Below are 15,213 nucleotides of genomic sequence, written 5' to 3' on the forward strand. Positions count from 1 at the left end.
GTACCTGGCACCAACTTGTCGCTACGCGCGGGCACGCGCACGGGCGATTGCTGCGCCGGCGACGGCGATGGCCGCGGCGAACAGCAGCACGAGCCCCGTCTGCGCCGCAACGGAGGCTACGAGCGCACCGGTTGCCTCCGTCGCTGCGTAGACCTCGCCGAGCGCATGGATCACCCACCAGATGGGCGTGAGGCGCGCAACCGCCGTCACCGCCGCGCCCATGCTCGCCTGCGAGACCCACGTGCCGCCCAAAAACGTCAGCACCATCGAACCCATGTTGCCCGCAGCGTGCACGGCGTCGCCCTTGGCCCCAAGCCCCCAAAGCAGGTACCCGTAGGCCGCCCCCACGCACGCGAGGGCGAGCAGCGGTACCTGCGCAAGCGCGATGAGCGTAGGGTCCGATCCGCCAAGGCTGCCAGAGCACCACAGCACGCCGAGGACGCCCATGGCAGCCCACACTGCGGCGCCGATGCCCAAGCAAGCAAGAGCCTGCTGCGCCTCGCGCGACGCATCGGGGATTCCAGCGGCGCGCAGGCGCGCGTGCACCGGCTGGTCGGACGCCAGCGAGCGCATGCCGCAGGCGATGAGCACCGCCGTTCCGCCGAAAAGCGCGTAGGTCGAGAACTGCATGAAGACAAGGTAGCCCCACGGGATGCCCGTTGTCGGGGACTCGGTGACACCGACCTCGACGCGAGCAGACTGCGCCTCAACCGCCCAGGAAACGACCTCGTTCGGCGCGGCGTCGGTGCACTCGAGAAGCGCGAAGAGCCGCTGCGCGAAGGCGTGCACATGCTCGTCCATGAGCGACCCTTGGGCACCCTGAAAACTCACCGAGCGCTCGAGGATGGGCATGGCGCCGCCCTCTCGCGCGGCGCGAACGAGCGCGTCGCCGTAGCCCTCGGGAATCACCAAAACGTAGGTCGCCAGATCCTTCGCCGCGGCATCCTGCAGGGCGTAGGCGGTGTCGGGAAGCTCCACGGGCGTGCCGGCTCCGAGCACGAAGTCGGCGATCGCACCCGAGAGCGCAGAACCATCGCGGTCGATGACGGCGACCGTGGGGCGCGTCTCCTGATAGGAGGAGGTGTCGTTCCCCACGTAGGACGCCATGAGAAACCCGAAGGCGGCCATCATGAGCACATAGAGGGCCAACAGCCCGCGATGGCGGAGCGTCACGCGCCCGGCAAGCTTAAAGATATGCATAGCGCTGCCTCCTCATGAAGAGAGCCGCCACGGCGAAGAGCACCGCGGAAATGGCGACAAGGGTCGCAAGCGAGCCCGCGAACGGAACGAGCGAGTCGTAGAACGTCAGCCGGTAGAACGCCTCCCCCACCTGGACGGCAGGGTTTGCAAGCTGCACCAACGGGAAATTGGCCGAAAGCCAATCGCACAGGCGCTGGGAAGGCGTGCCGAAAAGGCCGGCCGGCAGCGAGAGCCCCATGGTGAGAACGGTGCAGATGACATCTTTCGTCTCGCTGGAGAGGCGCGGGATCGCACCGATAAACGTGCCGATCGCGCAGCTCACGAGCGCGCAGGCGGCACAGGCTGCCACGGCGAGGCCCTCTCGGCCGCCCAGGCTCACCCCCGCGACCATCCTGATGTAGACGAGCGACACCACAAGACAGCAGAAAACCACGATCCACGAGGCAACAAGGCCCGAGGCAAGCTGCGTGGCGGGCCCCGCCGCGGAAACCTGCCTCCGCATGCCCGCAGGGGAACCGTCCGCCCGCTTGGAGATCACGAGCAGAAGGGCGACCTGCGCGCCCATGAGGCTTGAGAACCCCAGCATGGCGTAGTAGTAGCGCGAAAACTCGCTCGACTGCGTCCGCAGGACGGAGATGCGCTCGCTCACGATATCGTCTCCGGAAAGGGAGGCGGCGAGCTCCTCGACGGCGCCGGGAGCGGCAAGCGCAGAGGGATCCTTCTCGGCAACGACCTCGATCGCCTCACTCACCTGCAGGTACCGGTCGAGCACGATCTGCACGATAGCCTGGTCCGTGCCTCCCGCCGAGCGCGCGGGCACCACCATCCGCGGGTCCTCGCCCTCCTGTGCCACCACATAGGCGCAGATGTCACCGGCGTCCGCCGCCAAGGCAGCCTTGCCCTCGTCCGCGTACGGCGTGACGTCGAGCAAGGCATCCTCACCCCGCGACACGCCCTCGAGCGCCTCCGCGAGCCCGCGAGCTTCGGACGAGCCGTCCTCAACAAGGCCGACGGGAACCCCAGCGATCGCCTCCCCGGACTCGTAGCCGTCGAACATGAACATGAAGACCGTTGAGAGCAGGATGGGAAAGACCATGACCCAGATGACGACACCGCGGTTGCGCAGCGCCTGAACCAGATCGAAGCGCACCAGGCGAAACGCGGAGCGCAAACCATTCGAAACGTTCATGGCGCACCCCCTAGTCGCGCAGCTCGCGGCCGCAAAGCTCGAGGAACACGTCGTTCAAGGTGGGCGGCTCGGACCACACGCGGCCGGGCTCAGCACCCGCTTCCTCGAGAGCGGCGAGCACGTCGAGCAATGCATGGGCCGCCGGAGCGCAGTCCACGCGAAGCTCGCCATCCGCATAGGAGGCGCGCGTGACGCAGCGCAGGTCGCGCACCCTCGCGAGCAGAGATTCGCCGGGGGCATCGAGCTCGACCACGATCCTTTCGCCAAGGTCAATCAGGCGCTTGAGCTCATCGGGCGTGCCCTCCGCAACCGACCTGCCCGCGTCCATGATCATCACGCGCTCGCAGATCTGCTCGACCTCCTCCATGTAGTGGCTCGTGTAGACCACGGTAGCCCCTTCGTCACGCAGACGGCAGATGCCGTCCAGGATGGCGTTTCTGCTCTGCGGGTCCACGGCAACGGTGGGCTCGTCAAGAAAGAGGAGCTCGGGCTTGTGCGCAATGCCGCAAGCGATGTTGAGGCGGCGCAGCAGGCCGCCCGAGAGCCTGCGGGGCCGCTGCCGCGCGTGGTCAGCAAGGCCCACGAAGTCGAGCGCGTCGTCCACGAGGCGACGCCGCTCACGGGAATCGGCAACATAGAGCGCGCAGAAGGCGTCCACGTTCTCGCGAACGGTGAGCTCGTCGAGGACGGCCACCTGCTGCGGCACCACGCCGATGCGGCGCTTGAGGTCATAGCGCGCGGGCGTCATCGGCTCGCCGAAGAGCTCGATGTCGCCGCGGTCGTAGGTGAGCAGCTGGAGCATGCAGTTGATGGCGGTGGTCTTGCCGCAGCCGTTGGGGCCCAGAAGGCCGAAGATCTCGCCGCGGGCGATGCGCAGGTCGAAGTGGTCGAGCGCGAGCTTCTCGCCGTAGCGCTTGACGAGCCCCCGCACGTTCACGATGTCGGACATCGCTGCCTCCTTCTCGTTCGTTCGTGACACCACCTTATGGCGCGAGGCGAACATCGGGAAGTGAGCTTTGTCACGAGTTATCGCGGGGCATGTGACATTTGTCATCTATGAAGGGCGGGCGCCCTACCTTAGACTTGTGCTATGGAGAGAATCGTCGACAAAGTCATCGCGCTCGCGTGCTGCGTGCCCGCGCTGGCGCTCGCGGGCACGGGCTTCGCGGCGACCGGCGCCCTTCTTGCCGCCGTGACGTGCGCGTTTCTTGCCGAGCTGCTGCCCGAGCGGACACGGATCGCCCCTGCCGCCCTGTACTGCGTGCTCGCATGCGTTCTCCCCGCCGGCTCCTTCTTCACCGCACCCGCTGCGCACGACCTCGCGCGCGTCTCGCCAGCTGCCTCCTTCGCCGCCGCAGCCCCCACCGCCATGGCCTTGCTGACGGGCGCAGTCGACCCGGGTGCTGGCGCGTGCGGCCTGCTCGCCTGCGCGATTGCCGTCGTGCTCTCGCTGCGCACCGAATCGACCCTTCGCGCCCGAAGCCAAACCCTGTTGCGCGCCGACGAGCTGCGCGAAAGGGAACTCGCCCTCGAAGCGAAAAACCGCGAGCTCCTGAACGCACAGGACTACGAGGTCCGTCTCGCCACGCTCAACGAGCGCGCCCGCATCGCCCGAGAGATCCATGACAATGTGGGTCACCTGCTCACGCGAGCGACGGTGCAGGTGGAGGCCTTCCGCGTCGTCCATACCGGCGAACCCGTTGAGCAGGACCTCGCCGCCGTGGCGGATACGCTGCACGAGGCGCTCGATGAGATCCGCACGAGCGTCCACAATCTGCGTGACGACGCCAGCGACCTCTCGGTGCAGGTGCGCGCCGTCGTGGAGCGCGCCTGCGCGGGGACAGGCATCTCGTCCTCGGTGAACGTGGAGGCTGAGGAGGCACCGGCAGCCATAGCGGGCTGCCTCACCGCGGTCGCACGCGAGGCCGTGTCCAATGTGCTGCGCCACTCGAACGCAAACCGGGTTGCGGTGGAGCTCGTCGAGCACCCGGGGCTCTGGCGCCTCACGATCGTCGACAACGGGACGGGAACAGCGCCCGATGATACGGCGGGCGGCATGGGACTCGCCTCCATGGAGGAGCGCGTGCGGGCGCTCGGTGGGACCTTCCACGCAGGCACCGGACAGCATGGCGGCTGGACGGTCTTCGCGAGCATACCCAGACCCGAGAGGAGGCCCGCATGAGGGTCATCGTGTGCGACGACGACGCGGTGGTCGTGTCGTCGCTGGCTATCGTGCTCGGAGCGCAGCCCGACATCGAGGTTGCAGGCACCGCGTCGAGCGGCGACGAAGTCGTGCGCCTCGTAGCGGAACTTGCCCCGGACATCGTCCTTCTCGACATTCAGATGCCCGGCACCGACGGGCTCACCGCTGCCGAGCGGATCCTCGCCGCGCCGAATCCGCCACGTGTGGTGTTCCTCACCACCTTCTCGGATGACGAGTACATCGTGCGCGCCTTGGCACTCGGCGCCGCGGGATACCTCATCAAGCAGGACGTCGCTGGCGTGGCACCGGCCCTGCGCGCGGTCGCTGCCGGCCAAAGCGTGCTTGAGGGAGAGGTGCTCGAGCGCGCGGTGTCGCTTAAGGCGACAACACCCGGCAAGCCCGACATGGGAAGCCTGTTCCCGCAGCTCACCGAGCGCGAGCGCGAGGTCGTGGCGCTCATAGCCGAAGGCCTCGACAACCGGGAGGTCGCCGATGCGGCCTACATGGGAGAAGGCACCGTACGCAACCATATCAGCTCTATCTTGGCGAAGCTGCACCTTCGAAACCGAACGCAGATCGCCATCGCCTACTGGCGCGCCCTGCGCTAGCGACAAGTTGGTGCCAGGTTCAATCTTGTCGCCTCGCGGAGCGCGCGAGCCAGGCCGCAACGACGACGGTGGCGCCGGCTGCCGCGAGCGCGATGGCCCATGCGGGGACGAGGTCGAGCGCGACGCCGTAGCCGAGCTGGCCCAAGGGCGTGGCGAAGTTAGCCAGCATGAGGGCGAGCGCCATGACCTTGCCCACGAGGGTGCCGGGACTCTCGGTCTGGAGCCAGCTCGTGGCCACGACGCTCATGCACATGCAGGCTGCCATCGTGGGGAGGTAGAGGGCGGCGAGCGCCGCGAAGGTCCCGAGTGCCGGCAGCGGGGCGGCAAGCGCACCGGCGATGAGCGCCTGCGCACACGGCGGCGACCTCGTTCTCGCCAATCTGCCGGACGGCGGCGCGTCTGCCGCCCTCTCCATCCCCCTCGCCGGGATGAAAGGGGGTCCGTTTTAGCAAGAAGTCCGGACTTTGGACGCCTAAAAAGGACCGGGCCCGCATCGACGACTTTTTCTATCTGCGAAAACAAGAGGTCAAAAAAGGCGCTTGTCTGGACCCGGAGCTTAAAACCCATCCGATGTCCCCACTTTTTGCGACAGGATGGCGACAAGATTGAACCTGGCACCGTCCTGTCGCCATCTTGTCGGCTACCTGCGCGGGCGGTACCAGGCCAGAAGCTCATCCGCCGCGTCGGCCGGCAGATCGCGAAGGGAGAGGCCGCCGGCATCGCTCGCCGCGGTGCGGACGGAAAACGTAGCCACACCGGCACGGCGCTGGAAGGGGTTGGCACGCACCTCCGCGCGCTGCAGGTGGGAGCGCACCGCGATCACGGTGAGCCGCGTAAGGCCACCGGTAACGAGCACCAGCTCGCGGACGGTATGCCCGTAGCGCGCCGCGCCCCAGGCTCGAAGAGCATCCGCCACGAGCCCCACGAGCAGCACCACGCCCAGCAACATCCCCGCCACAAGCATCGGCTCCAGCAACCAGCCGACATTCGCAAGCAGGTCGGAGAGACCGAACAGCCAATGCACGCCGAAAAAGATCGCCGTCGCGAACGGCCACCAGATCACCGCGCGCACCACGGCGCGCCTGCGCGCAACGCGCCCCAGACGCCCCAGCTCGGCATTGGCAAGAACGCCCGCGTAATCCGGAAGCACCTGGGCAAGAAACGCGTCGATCTCGCTCACGCGAATGAACGGATGCATAAGCACGCTGCCCGAGGGCTCCCCGTCGGTCTCCCCCGGAGCGGAAACCACCTGCGCCGAAACCTCGGCATACCCGATGAGCTGGCGGATGATACCCTGGCGCACCACCACGTACTGCACGCGGCCCATCGCAAGCGCACGCGACGACCGAGAGAGCAAGCCATGTTCGACTACGACGCGGTCCGCATAGCGCTCGACGCGATACCCCGCGTAGCGCACGAGATTGGCTGCAAACGAAACGACCGCACCCAAGAGAAACGCGGTAGCAAGAAACGCCAGGACCACGGGCACGATCATCGGGGCGATGCCGGCCATGAGCTCCGAGCCCTTCCCAACGACATCGAGAAGTTCCCACTCGATCAGCTGATTGACCCCGTTGACGAGGAGGACCACGAGCGCGATTGCCTGGCCACCGGCGCTCATCTGCGACGCCGCGGCAAGCACGAGCTCGCGGCCTGCAAGCGAGAAGGTGGCAAGCGGTTGCTCTTCGAGCCGTCTGTCGGCCGCAGCCGAACCCTCTTCACCCACCATAGCCCGTCCGTCGGCAGCGCGCCTGCGGCGAAAGAGTTCCTCGCGAAGATCTCCGGCCTCTCCTGCACGAAGGCCGGAGATCTTGGATGCCTCTCCCTCCGAAGCAGCAGCGCCCGTGTCGAGGTCAAGGGATATGAGGCCGAAGACGCGGTCGAGCAGCGAGGAGCTCATCGTAACCGTGTGGATGTGCTCGTAGGGAATCGTGAGGCTGCGTCGGTTGAACAGACCCCGGCACAGGCGAACGCCCTCCGCCGTGAGCTCCCAAGTCCTGAAACGCCAGGCGACAAGGCTCAAAAGCAGGCAGACCGCGAAGATGGCCGTAGCAGCCAGGACCAGCTTGGAAAGCGTCCCCAGATCCCCGGCAAAGAAGTCGGGCGCCAGGAAAAACGCGGCAAACGCCACCAAGCCGGACGACATCTTGAATGCCTCGACGACCACCGAGAGCGGGTTGGCGCGGTGCGCACCAAGAAGCGCCGCCGGGGTGGCATCCGCGTCCTCGAAAAGCGAGTGCTCCGGGACGGCCAGCCGCTCGAGATCTTTCTCCAGGCCATTGACGTCAACGCCCGGCGTGCCAAGCGCATCTTTCTCGCCCGCGCTCACACGTCCTCCTTAGCGAGGCGCGCGAGCTCGGCCACGCGGTCGCGCAGCTCGTTGGCATCGTCCTCGGCAAGGCCGGGAATCTCGAAGCTCTCGCCCGCCGTGGAGACGGTGACCGTCGCCAAGCCGTGTGCCCGGAGGATAGGCCCTTGCTTGGTCTGCACATGCTGGACGCGCACAAGGGGCACGAGCACGCGCTTCTTGGTGAAAACGCCGTGGTAGAGGTCGACGTCGGTGGGCGTGACATCGTAGCGCCACGTTGCGTACTCAACACGCGGGGAGATGAGAAGGTCGCCCACGCAGATGGCCTCGATCACACCGGCCACCAGGTAGACCCAGAAGACGTCACCGCCCAGATGGCGAACAACAAACCAAGCGACAACGGCCAACACGGCAACCACCGCTATGCCGATGACGTCCGAGATGCACCACACGCGCAGCATGCGCGGATCGAGACGGTGCGAGGGCAAATTACTCACGGGGCTCCTTCGGTCGCGAGAACAGAACCATTCTCGCATGCGCCGCCGCACACGGCAACGCGACGAAACGCGGTAAAGCGAGTGCCCGCTCGCCTCCATTGATGACAAGAGCATTTCTCTCACAAGCCCCTGTCACATTCCCTTCCTTCCCGTGTGTAATAGGCGAAGGGGAAAGACAGCTGCGACACCGAGACGCCTGACGAATCACGAGAGGAGGCTGCCGATGACAGGACCGAACCGCGCACCCGACCGCGACCCCGAGCGGCTCGTGCGCGACTACGCTGACCTCGTCCTGCGTGTGTGCTACACCTACCTGCGCTCGACGGCCGACGCCGAGGACGTCTGCCAGGACACGCTCGTGAAGCTCATCTGCCGCGAGGAGCCGTTTCGCGACCCCGGCCACGAGCGCGCCTGGGTCATACGCGTGGCAGCCAACGCCTGTAGGAACCTGCTGCGCGACCGCGGCGCGCACCCGGCGGTGGGGCTCGACGACGTGCCGGAGCCGGCGGTGGCGCAGGCGCCCGGAGAGGACGCGCTCCGGCGGCGCGCCGAGCGCGTGCTCGGCGCCGTGATGGCGCTCCCGCTGCCGCAGCGCGAGGCGGTCTACCTGCACTACTACGAGGGCTACCCCACGCGCGAGGTCGCACGGATCGTGAGCGCCACCGACGACGCCGTGCGCCAGCGGCTGAGCCGCGCCCGGGCAAGGCTGAGAGACGACCTGGAGGGAGACTACGATGATTTCCCCGCTTGATTCCTACACCCAATCGATGGATGAGTTGCATTTCTCCGATGAGACCAAGGCCCGCATGACCGAGCGCCTGCGCACGGCCGCGGCGGCAAGGGCCGTCGAGAAGGGTGGGCAGACCGGAGCTCCCGCCGCGGTCCCGACCATGTCCGCACGCCGTCCCAAGCGTCGGATGCACCGCTGGGCGCGCGTCGCCGCCGGGCTCGCCCTGGCGCTCGCCCTGGGCGGGGGCGGTACCGTCGCCGTGGCGGCGGGTGTGCTGCCCAACCCGGCCGACGTGCTCTCCGACGTCTTTGGCGGTGCGCCTGCCCAGACCGAGCTCCTAAACGAGGTGGGACGACCGATTGGCGCGAGCTGCTCCTCGAACGGCGTCACCGTGACGGCCGAGGCCGTGGTGGGAGACCAGTCGAATTTCACCGTCGTGTACGACGTCCAGTTCGACGATCCCTCTGTACTCGAAGGGATAGAACCCGGGGGCGACGGCACGCTGCCGCTCGTGGCCGACGCCACCCGCCACGTCGATGGTGTCAGTGGCGGGGGCGGTGCGTCCCGGTTCTACGACGCCGACCCCGGCGACGGCACCATCCAGTACGCCGAGACCATGGGCTTCACCACCTGGAACGGCGCCGGCATCATCGGGCGCACTATGCGTTTCTCGATGTGCGAGATCAGGGCCTACGATGCCGAGGCAGGGTACACGACCCTGGTGACCGGCAACTGGAGCCTCAAGTTCGAGATGAACTACGTCGACACCACTGTCGACCTGCCAGCCGGCCAGAAGACCACCTGGCAGGGCGCAGACGTTACGGTCGACGCCGTAAAGGCGTCCTCCGTCGGCGTCACGGTCGACTACACGATCGACCGCCAGATCGGCAACCTTGGACCCACGGGCAAGATGACCGACGAAAGCCGGACCGAGGTGAACGCGGTCACCGGCCTGCCCGTCACCGTAACCTTCGCGGACGGCACGACCTTCGACGCGACCAACGCCAACACCACCGCCATGGAGCAGGACGACGGCACGAGCGCCGTCACCAAGACAGTCACCTACGACCGCATCGTGGCCGCGAGAGACATCGCGAGCGTGACCGTGGGCGATGTGGAGATCCCCGTGAGCGCCGCGTAGAATCGAGACAGCCTACGAGAAGGGGTGAGCCGCCGCTGCGGCTCACCCCTTTCTTGCAATCATGTTCATTCCACTCTCCGCAGCCCCATCCGGGGCTGCTCCTATTCCTACTCCCCGTGCGCCACGCACTCGACGCGCATGGCCCCGTAGGCGACGGCAACGCGGGCGTAATGTGCGCCCACGTAGGTCACACATGAAAAAGGCGGTGCGCCCCGAAACCCCGGGGCGCACCGCCACGCAAACGATGCCGCGCTTCAGCTGAGCGCCTTATGCGTCGACGTCGTCGGTCGACTCGGCGCCGGCCGCCGCCTCGGCGGCATCTTCCGCCTCACAGCGGTCGCGGTAGTTCCAGCAACCGACCGTGATGCCCAAAACGATAGCCACGGGCACCGCGATGACGGCCATGAGAATCGGCGGCACGCCGATCATGATGATGGGATCCATATCCGCCTCCTACACGAACAGGCCGCCGGCGATACCGGCGACGCACGTGAACGCCAGGCACACGAGCGACGCCGTCACGAGCGAGATGGGCAGACCGCGCAGCGCGGGCGGCACCATGGTCTCGTTGATGCGGTTGCGCAGCGTGGCGAACACCACGACGGCGATGAACGCGCCCATGCCGGCACCGATGGAGCTGCCGCATGCGGCGGCGAACGTCAGGGTGTCGGCCACGACAGCGTTACCGAGCGGCACCGCGAGCACCGCGGCGTTGAGCGACAGCAGCGTCGCCGCGACGAGCATGCGCTCGCGCACCTCGACGCCCTTGCGGATGCAGTACAGGGCGCCGATGAAAAAGATGGCGAACGTGCTCACGAGCACGTAGGCGATCGGCGCGAGGTAGCCCACGCCCCACGGGGCGAGAAAGCCGGCGTACAGGGGCCAGCCGAGAAGGCCGGACAGTGTGCAGGCGACCCACAAAAGGCCACCGAACTTGAAGGCGTCCTGCGGGCGATAAGCCACGAGCAGCACCGCGACCATGCCCACAAGCTGGGCGAACACGACGTTATTGTCGAGCGCGGCGGTAAAGAGGGAGCTCAGGAACTCCATTAGCGCTCACCTCCCTCAGCATCCGCGCGCGAGATCGCGACGGCATGCTCGATGGACTGGACGAAGACCGCGACAAGCGCGAGCACGAGCAGCGAACCGGCCGGCTTGCCGAAGATGGCGATCGGGCTCGCGGCAAGCTCGCCCATCGTGAGACCGAAGATCTCGCCGGTTGTGAACATGCCGTTCACGAGGCCCACGAACGACAGGGTCGCGACGGTGCAGACCGCGGCGAGAAGCGCCGTGACCACAGAGGACTTGGGCGCCGGGCTGGCGGCGAAGCCGTCGGATGCCACGAAGGCCATCGCCAGGGCGTTCACTGCGGCGAGCGGCACGTAGATGCCGAGCGCCTCGTTCACGACCGGGTCGATGACGCGCACCGCGAAGCCGAGCAGCACGGCGATGGCGGCGCTCACCATGAGCGTGACGGGGATGTAGGTGAAGCGGCCGGTGATGGCGCGCAGCGGGCGCGCCAGGATGGCCATGGCCACGATGCTCACAGCGGACACGACGCCGATGGCGAAGCCGTTCGTGAGTGACGTGGCGACGAACAGACCGGGCAGCGACCCGGCGACGACCAGGAACGTGGGCGTGTGGGTGAGCGCACGCACGCGCTCGTCCTGCTCACGCTGGATAAGCTCGTTCAGCGCCATGTTAGTTACCCCCCAACTGCGCATAGGCCTCGAGCGCGATGTTCACGCAGCCGATGACGGCATTCGTGGTGAACGTCGCACCGGAGACGCCGTCGACATGCGTGGCGTCGCCGGAGGCCTCCTCGGTGGTGACGGAGCCGGCGGCCTCAAGGCCCGCGAACGAGCCGAGGTACTCATCGGTCAGCGCGTTCGTGCCGATGCCGTCGGTCTCGTCCTCGGCAACGACCTGGATGCCGGCGATCGTGCCGTCGGCGTTGATGCCGACCATGAGCTCGACGTCGCCGTGATAGCCGGTCGCCGAGCAGTCGAAGATCCACGCGCCGTCGTTGGTCTTGTAGACGGAGTTGAGCCCCTCGATGGCAGGCGCACTCACCTGCTCGAACGAGGAGGCGTCCGGGAACAGCAGCGCGCGCTGGGCGCCGCCCTTCGCCTCGTCGAGACGCAGGTCCGCCGCGGCGAAGGCGTCGTGGCCGGCATAGTTCACGCCGGCGACCACACCGCCGCACACCACGGCCGCGAGCGCCACGATGACCAGCGAGTACCAGGCGCCCTCGCGATGGCGGGCGAACCAGGAGTTAGATGAGGGCATTCTTGACACCTCCTGCCGGAAGCGGGCGGGTATAGCGGTCGATCAGCGGCACGAACATGTTCATGAACAGGATCGAGAAGGCGACGCCCTCGGGGGACGACGCGAAGAAGCGCACCAGGCCGGTCACAAGACCGCAGCCCACGCCGAAGATGATCTTGCCCGCGGGCGTCATCGGCGTGGTGGTGTAGTCGGTCGCCATGAAGAACGCGCCCATGGCCAGACCGCCGGAGAGCAGCTGGTAGACGACGTCCTGGCCGCAGAACGCGGAGATGATGGCTACGACGCCGATGAACGGCAGGGTCGCCCACGCGTCGACGACGCGCACGATGAGCAGGAAGATGTAGCCGATCAGCAGCGTCAGGATGCAGGTCTCGCCCAGCGCACCGGCGTGGTTGCCGAGCAGAAGGTCGAGGTAGCTGTAGGGCATGTCACCCGAGGCCGCCATCGCGAGCGGGGTGGCGCCGGTGATGGCGTCGAGCGGCTTGCCGGCCACGTCAGGATAGGACGACAGCGCGGCGGGCAGCGCGACCATCACGAACACGCGCGCGGCCACGGCCGGGTTGAACAGGTTGCAGCCGATGCCGCCGAACAGCATCTTCACCACGATGATGGCGAAGGCCGTGCCGAGCACCGCCACCCAAAACGGGCAGTTGGCGGGCAGGGTGAACGCGAACAGCATGGCCGTCACGACACAGGACATGTCGCCTGCGGTCGACTCGCGATGCATGGCGATGCAGCACAGGTGCTCGCAGACGAGCGCCGTGGCGACGCAGACGAGCACGAGCAGCGGCGCGCCGAGACCGTAGAGCACGGTCGCCGCGATGAGCGTGGGCACGAGCGCCAGGCACACGCAGCCCATGATCTTGAAGGTGGAATCCTTGCCGGCAAAATGCGGCGAAGCTTCGTTGATGAGATTCATAGCGCTCCCTTACGCCCCCTTCACCGGTTGAGTGAGGCGCTGGACCTCGCTTTTATAGAACGCCTTGCCCTCGCGGATCGCCGCGACGATGCGACGGTGCGCCGGGCAGGTGAATGCGCAGGAACCGCACTCCATGCAGTTCATGACCGCCTGCTCGTCGAGCGCGATCACGTCGTGGCTGCGCGAGGCGGCGTCGAGCGCGAAGGGCATGAGGCCGAGCGGGCAGACGCGCACGCAGCGGCCGCAGCGAATGCACGGCGTCTCCTCGGGGAGCACCGCCGCGTCATCGAGGCACAGGATGGCGTTGTTCGCCTTGATGATGGGACAATCGACGCTCGTGAGCGTACGGCCCATCATCGGGCCGCCCATGATAATCTTCTTGGGCTCCTTGGTGAGGCCGCCGGCAGCATCGATGATGTCGCGCACGCTCATACCGATGGGCACGCGGTAGTTACCCGGGTTCGCCACGCAGTCGCCCGCGAGCGTGAGCGTCTTGGTGACGAGCGGCATGCCGTTGCGGAAGTAGTGCTCGATGCGCGAGGCGGTGGTGACGTTCACCACGAGGCAGCCCACGTCGACGGGCAGGCCGCCGGCGGGCACGTCGCGCCCCGTCGTGGCGCTGATGAGCACCTTCTCGCCGCCGGCCGGGTACTTCGTCGGGATGGACATGACCTGGATCTGGTCGCCGAAGCCCTTGTTCGCCACGACCTCGCTCAGCTTCTCGATGGCCTCGGGCTTGTTGTCCTCGATGCCGATGACCGCCGCGGGAATCTCGAGGGCGGTCGCGATGCGGTGCACGCCGTCCACCACGCGGTCGGAATGCTCCATCATCTGGCGATAGTCGCTCGTGATGTAGGGCTCGCACTCCATGCCGTTGATGATGAGGAACTCGAACTGCTTGCCCTCGGGCGCGCGCATCTTGAACCACGTCGGGAACGCAGCGCCGCCGAGGCCGACCGCGCCGGAGGCGCGCACGCAGTCGAGGAACTCCTCTTTCGTGGTGTAGGTGGGCAGCGTGATGGAGGGGTCTTTCTCCATCTTGCCGTCCGACTCGATCTCCACCACGGGCGCCGTGGCGCCGGTGGGCAGCTTCTCGGTATCGGTCGAGACGACCGTACCCGAGATACTCGCGTGGACCGGAGCATACAGGCCCGATCCGTCACCGATCAGCGTGCCGACATAGACGTGGTCGCCAGGCGCGACGACCGGCTTGCACGGCCCGCCGATATGCATGTTCAGCGGTATGCGAACACGCGTAGGTGGTGTAAGGGATGTGCAGGCGTATTCCCGCAAATCCTTACACTGGGGCGGATGCACACCGCCCCGTGTCTTGTGCAGAGAGAACATGGGCTCCCCCTCTTTCTGCCTCTCCCCTATTTATTCTGCAGTCAGAATAAATATTTCCCGACTGCACGTTAACGCCATAAGTTTAGACGCTTTCGTCCACGGCGTATACACAAATATGGGGAAAGCCCCTAGAGAGGCGGGTTGCCCGCCGGCTTGCCGAACTCGACCCCCAGCGCTCCTACTCCTCGACGGTCACCTGGCGGTAGGTGATGCCGCAGCGGTCGAGGATGCTCTTCGAGACGAGGTTGTCCTCGGTGCCCTCGTATTTGTCGGACAGGTAGACGACCTCGCCGATACCCGCCTGGACGAGGGTCTTCGCGCACTCGTGGCAGGGGAAGAGCGTCACGTACACCGTGGCGCCGCCCATGTCCTTCAGCGAACCGCGATAGTTCAAGATGGCGTTCGCCTCAGCGTGGATCACATAGCTGTGCTTGTCGTGCAAGGGGTCGTCGACGGTGTCCCAAGGGAACTCGTCGTCGTTCAGTGCCGAGGGCGTGCCGTTGTAGCCGACGGAGAGGATGCGATGGTTCGTGTCGGCGATGCAGGCCCCCACCTGCGTGTTAGGGTCCTTGCTGCGCAGGGACGCCGCGATGGCGACGCGCATGAAGAACTCATCCCAGCTGATGACATCGGTGCGTTTGCCAGGCATAGGGCATCTCCTCTCCTCGTGTCCTGTGCGCCCATTCTACCGCTCATGATGTCCTCGTTGGGGACGGGGCGGTTTGGAGACATCCTGCGCCCGGCCGGGCGCAGGATGTCTCCAAACCGCCCCGTCCCCAACG

General features: G+C 66.8%; 17 protein-coding genes. 4 read left to right on the forward strand and 13 right to left on the reverse strand.

Going from position 1 to position 15,213, the window contains the following annotated elements; translation table 11 throughout:
* Nucleotides 1-21: 21 nt before the first annotated feature.
* Genes H6A21_RS08380 through H6A21_RS08390 form a run of 3 tightly spaced genes read right to left on the reverse strand, consistent with a single transcriptional unit; the run spans nucleotide 22 to nucleotide 3,338 of the window.
* A complete protein-coding gene (locus tag H6A21_RS08380; RefSeq protein ID WP_204562297.1) occupies nucleotides 22-1,200 on the reverse strand; it encodes an ABC transporter permease in 1,179 nt (392 codons plus the stop codon).
* Nucleotides 1,187-2,389 (reverse strand): ABC transporter permease, encoded by a 1,203-nt coding sequence (locus tag H6A21_RS08385; protein ID WP_204562298.1) that lies wholly within the window; start codon nucleotides 2,387-2,389, stop codon nucleotides 1,187-1,189. The genes H6A21_RS08380 and H6A21_RS08385 overlap by 14 nt, the downstream gene beginning before the upstream one ends.
* A gap of 10 nt (nucleotides 2,390-2,399) precedes the next feature.
* Nucleotides 2,400-3,338 carry an ABC transporter ATP-binding protein gene (locus H6A21_RS08390; protein ID WP_204562299.1) on the reverse strand — a complete coding sequence of 313 codons (939 nt, stop codon included), beginning with the start codon at nucleotides 3,336-3,338 and terminating at the stop codon, nucleotides 2,400-2,402.
* Between the two features lie 141 nt (nucleotides 3,339-3,479).
* Between H6A21_RS08390 and H6A21_RS08395 the strand changes: the two genes are divergently transcribed.
* Both H6A21_RS08395 and H6A21_RS08400 read left to right on the forward strand, forming a co-directional pair.
* The gene (locus H6A21_RS08395) at nucleotides 3,480-4,571 is read left to right on the forward strand and encodes a sensor histidine kinase (RefSeq protein WP_204562300.1); all 1,092 of its coding nucleotides are present in this window, start codon (nucleotides 3,480-3,482) and stop codon (nucleotides 4,569-4,571) included.
* The gene (locus H6A21_RS08400) at nucleotides 4,568-5,200 is read left to right on the forward strand and encodes a response regulator transcription factor (protein ID WP_204562301.1); all 633 of its coding nucleotides are present in this window, start codon (nucleotides 4,568-4,570) and stop codon (nucleotides 5,198-5,200) included. The genes H6A21_RS08395 and H6A21_RS08400 overlap by 4 nt, the downstream gene beginning before the upstream one ends.
* A gap of 19 nt (nucleotides 5,201-5,219) precedes the next feature.
* Here H6A21_RS08400 and H6A21_RS08405 read toward each other — a convergent pair whose 3' ends face one another.
* The 3 genes from H6A21_RS08405 to H6A21_RS08415 form a co-directional block, all read right to left on the reverse strand.
* Complete coding sequence (locus tag H6A21_RS08405; protein ID WP_204562302.1) at nucleotides 5,220-5,615, reverse strand: hypothetical protein; 396 nt, start codon at nucleotides 5,613-5,615, stop codon at nucleotides 5,220-5,222.
* Nucleotides 5,616-5,840: 225 nt separating this feature from the next.
* A complete protein-coding gene (locus H6A21_RS08410) occupies nucleotides 5,841-7,529 on the reverse strand; it encodes a PH domain-containing protein (RefSeq protein WP_204562303.1) in 1,689 nt (562 codons plus the stop codon).
* On the reverse strand, nucleotides 7,526-8,005 hold the full coding sequence (locus H6A21_RS08415; RefSeq protein WP_204562304.1) for a PH domain-containing protein: 480 nt from the start codon (nucleotides 8,003-8,005) through the stop codon (nucleotides 7,526-7,528). Before H6A21_RS08415 ends, H6A21_RS08410 begins: the two co-directional genes overlap by 4 nt.
* 223 nt (nucleotides 8,006-8,228) lie before the next feature.
* Between H6A21_RS08415 and H6A21_RS08420 the strand changes: the two genes are divergently transcribed.
* Both H6A21_RS08420 and H6A21_RS08425 read left to right on the forward strand, forming a co-directional pair.
* On the forward strand, nucleotides 8,229-8,756 hold the full coding sequence (locus tag H6A21_RS08420; RefSeq protein ID WP_204562305.1) for an RNA polymerase sigma factor: 528 nt from the start codon (nucleotides 8,229-8,231) through the stop codon (nucleotides 8,754-8,756).
* The gene (locus H6A21_RS08425) at nucleotides 8,740-9,876 is read left to right on the forward strand and encodes a DUF4179 domain-containing protein (RefSeq protein WP_204562306.1); all 1,137 of its coding nucleotides are present in this window, start codon (nucleotides 8,740-8,742) and stop codon (nucleotides 9,874-9,876) included. Before H6A21_RS08420 ends, H6A21_RS08425 begins: the two co-directional genes overlap by 17 nt.
* Before the next feature lie 267 nt (nucleotides 9,877-10,143).
* Here H6A21_RS08425 and H6A21_RS08430 read toward each other — a convergent pair whose 3' ends face one another.
* The 7 genes from H6A21_RS08430 to H6A21_RS08460 form a co-directional block, all read right to left on the reverse strand.
* Nucleotides 10,144-10,320: a hypothetical protein gene (locus H6A21_RS08430; RefSeq protein WP_204562307.1), complete on the reverse strand. Its 177-nt coding sequence runs from the start codon at nucleotides 10,318-10,320 to the stop codon at nucleotides 10,144-10,146.
* Nucleotides 10,321-10,329: 9 nt separating this feature from the next.
* The gene (locus H6A21_RS08435) at nucleotides 10,330-10,926 is read right to left on the reverse strand and encodes an Rnf-Nqr domain containing protein (protein ID WP_204562308.1); all 597 of its coding nucleotides are present in this window, start codon (nucleotides 10,924-10,926) and stop codon (nucleotides 10,330-10,332) included.
* Entirely contained in the window at nucleotides 10,926-11,576 is a 651-nt protein-coding gene (locus H6A21_RS08440) for an Rnf-Nqr domain containing protein (RefSeq protein WP_204562309.1), read from the reverse strand. Before H6A21_RS08440 ends, H6A21_RS08435 begins: the two co-directional genes overlap by 1 nt.
* Before the next feature lies 1 nt (nucleotide 11,577).
* Entirely contained in the window at nucleotides 11,578-12,165 is a 588-nt protein-coding gene (locus H6A21_RS08445) for an FMN-binding protein (RefSeq protein WP_204562310.1), read from the reverse strand.
* Entirely contained in the window at nucleotides 12,152-13,084 is a 933-nt protein-coding gene (locus H6A21_RS08450; RefSeq protein ID WP_204562311.1) for an RnfABCDGE type electron transport complex subunit D, read from the reverse strand. The genes H6A21_RS08445 and H6A21_RS08450 overlap by 14 nt, the downstream gene beginning before the upstream one ends.
* Before the next feature lie 9 nt (nucleotides 13,085-13,093).
* A complete protein-coding gene (gene rsxC / locus H6A21_RS08455; protein ID WP_204562312.1) occupies nucleotides 13,094-14,431 on the reverse strand; it encodes an electron transport complex subunit RsxC in 1,338 nt (445 codons plus the stop codon).
* 178 nt (nucleotides 14,432-14,609) lie between these two features.
* The gene (locus H6A21_RS08460) at nucleotides 14,610-15,080 is read right to left on the reverse strand and encodes a deoxycytidylate deaminase (RefSeq protein ID WP_204562313.1); all 471 of its coding nucleotides are present in this window, start codon (nucleotides 15,078-15,080) and stop codon (nucleotides 14,610-14,612) included.
* Between the last annotated feature and the right edge of the window lie 133 nt (nucleotides 15,081-15,213).

Origin of the sequence: Collinsella tanakaei, assembly GCF_016902615.1 — a bacterium.
Taxonomy (GTDB): domain Bacteria; phylum Actinomycetota; class Coriobacteriia; order Coriobacteriales; family Coriobacteriaceae; genus Collinsella; species Collinsella tanakaei_A.

Coding starts and splice junctions, on each gene's coding strand:
- H6A21_RS08450 (WP_204562311.1), bottom strand. CDS start 13,084: ATGAATCTCATCAACGAAGCTTCGCCGCATTTTGCCGGCAAGGATTCC.
- rsxC (WP_204562312.1), bottom strand. CDS start 14,431: ATGTTCTCTCTGCACAAGACACGGGGCGGTGTGCATCCGCCCCAGTGT.
- H6A21_RS08380 (WP_204562297.1), bottom strand. CDS start 1,200: ATGCATATCTTTAAGCTTGCCGGGCGCGTGACGCTCCGCCATCGCGGG.
- H6A21_RS08435 (WP_204562308.1), bottom strand. CDS start 10,926: ATGGAGTTCCTGAGCTCCCTCTTTACCGCCGCGCTCGACAATAACGTC.
- H6A21_RS08460 (WP_204562313.1), bottom strand. CDS start 15,080: ATGCCTGGCAAACGCACCGATGTCATCAGCTGGGATGAGTTCTTCATG.
- H6A21_RS08445 (WP_204562310.1), bottom strand. CDS start 12,165: ATGCCCTCATCTAACTCCTGGTTCGCCCGCCATCGCGAGGGCGCCTGG.
- H6A21_RS08385 (WP_204562298.1), bottom strand. CDS start 2,389: ATGAACGTTTCGAATGGTTTGCGCTCCGCGTTTCGCCTGGTGCGCTTC.
- H6A21_RS08440 (WP_204562309.1), bottom strand. CDS start 11,576: ATGGCGCTGAACGAGCTTATCCAGCGTGAGCAGGACGAGCGCGTGCGT.
- H6A21_RS08425 (WP_204562306.1), top strand. CDS start 8,740: ATGATTTCCCCGCTTGATTCCTACACCCAATCGATGGATGAGTTGCAT.
- H6A21_RS08430 (WP_204562307.1), bottom strand. CDS start 10,320: ATGGATCCCATCATCATGATCGGCGTGCCGCCGATTCTCATGGCCGTC.
- H6A21_RS08400 (WP_204562301.1), top strand. CDS start 4,568: ATGAGGGTCATCGTGTGCGACGACGACGCGGTGGTCGTGTCGTCGCTG.
- H6A21_RS08395 (WP_204562300.1), top strand. CDS start 3,480: ATGGAGAGAATCGTCGACAAAGTCATCGCGCTCGCGTGCTGCGTGCCC.
- H6A21_RS08405 (WP_204562302.1), bottom strand. CDS start 5,615: ATGGAGAGGGCGGCAGACGCGCCGCCGTCCGGCAGATTGGCGAGAACG.
- H6A21_RS08420 (WP_204562305.1), top strand. CDS start 8,229: ATGACAGGACCGAACCGCGCACCCGACCGCGACCCCGAGCGGCTCGTG.
- H6A21_RS08390 (WP_204562299.1), bottom strand. CDS start 3,338: ATGTCCGACATCGTGAACGTGCGGGGGCTCGTCAAGCGCTACGGCGAG.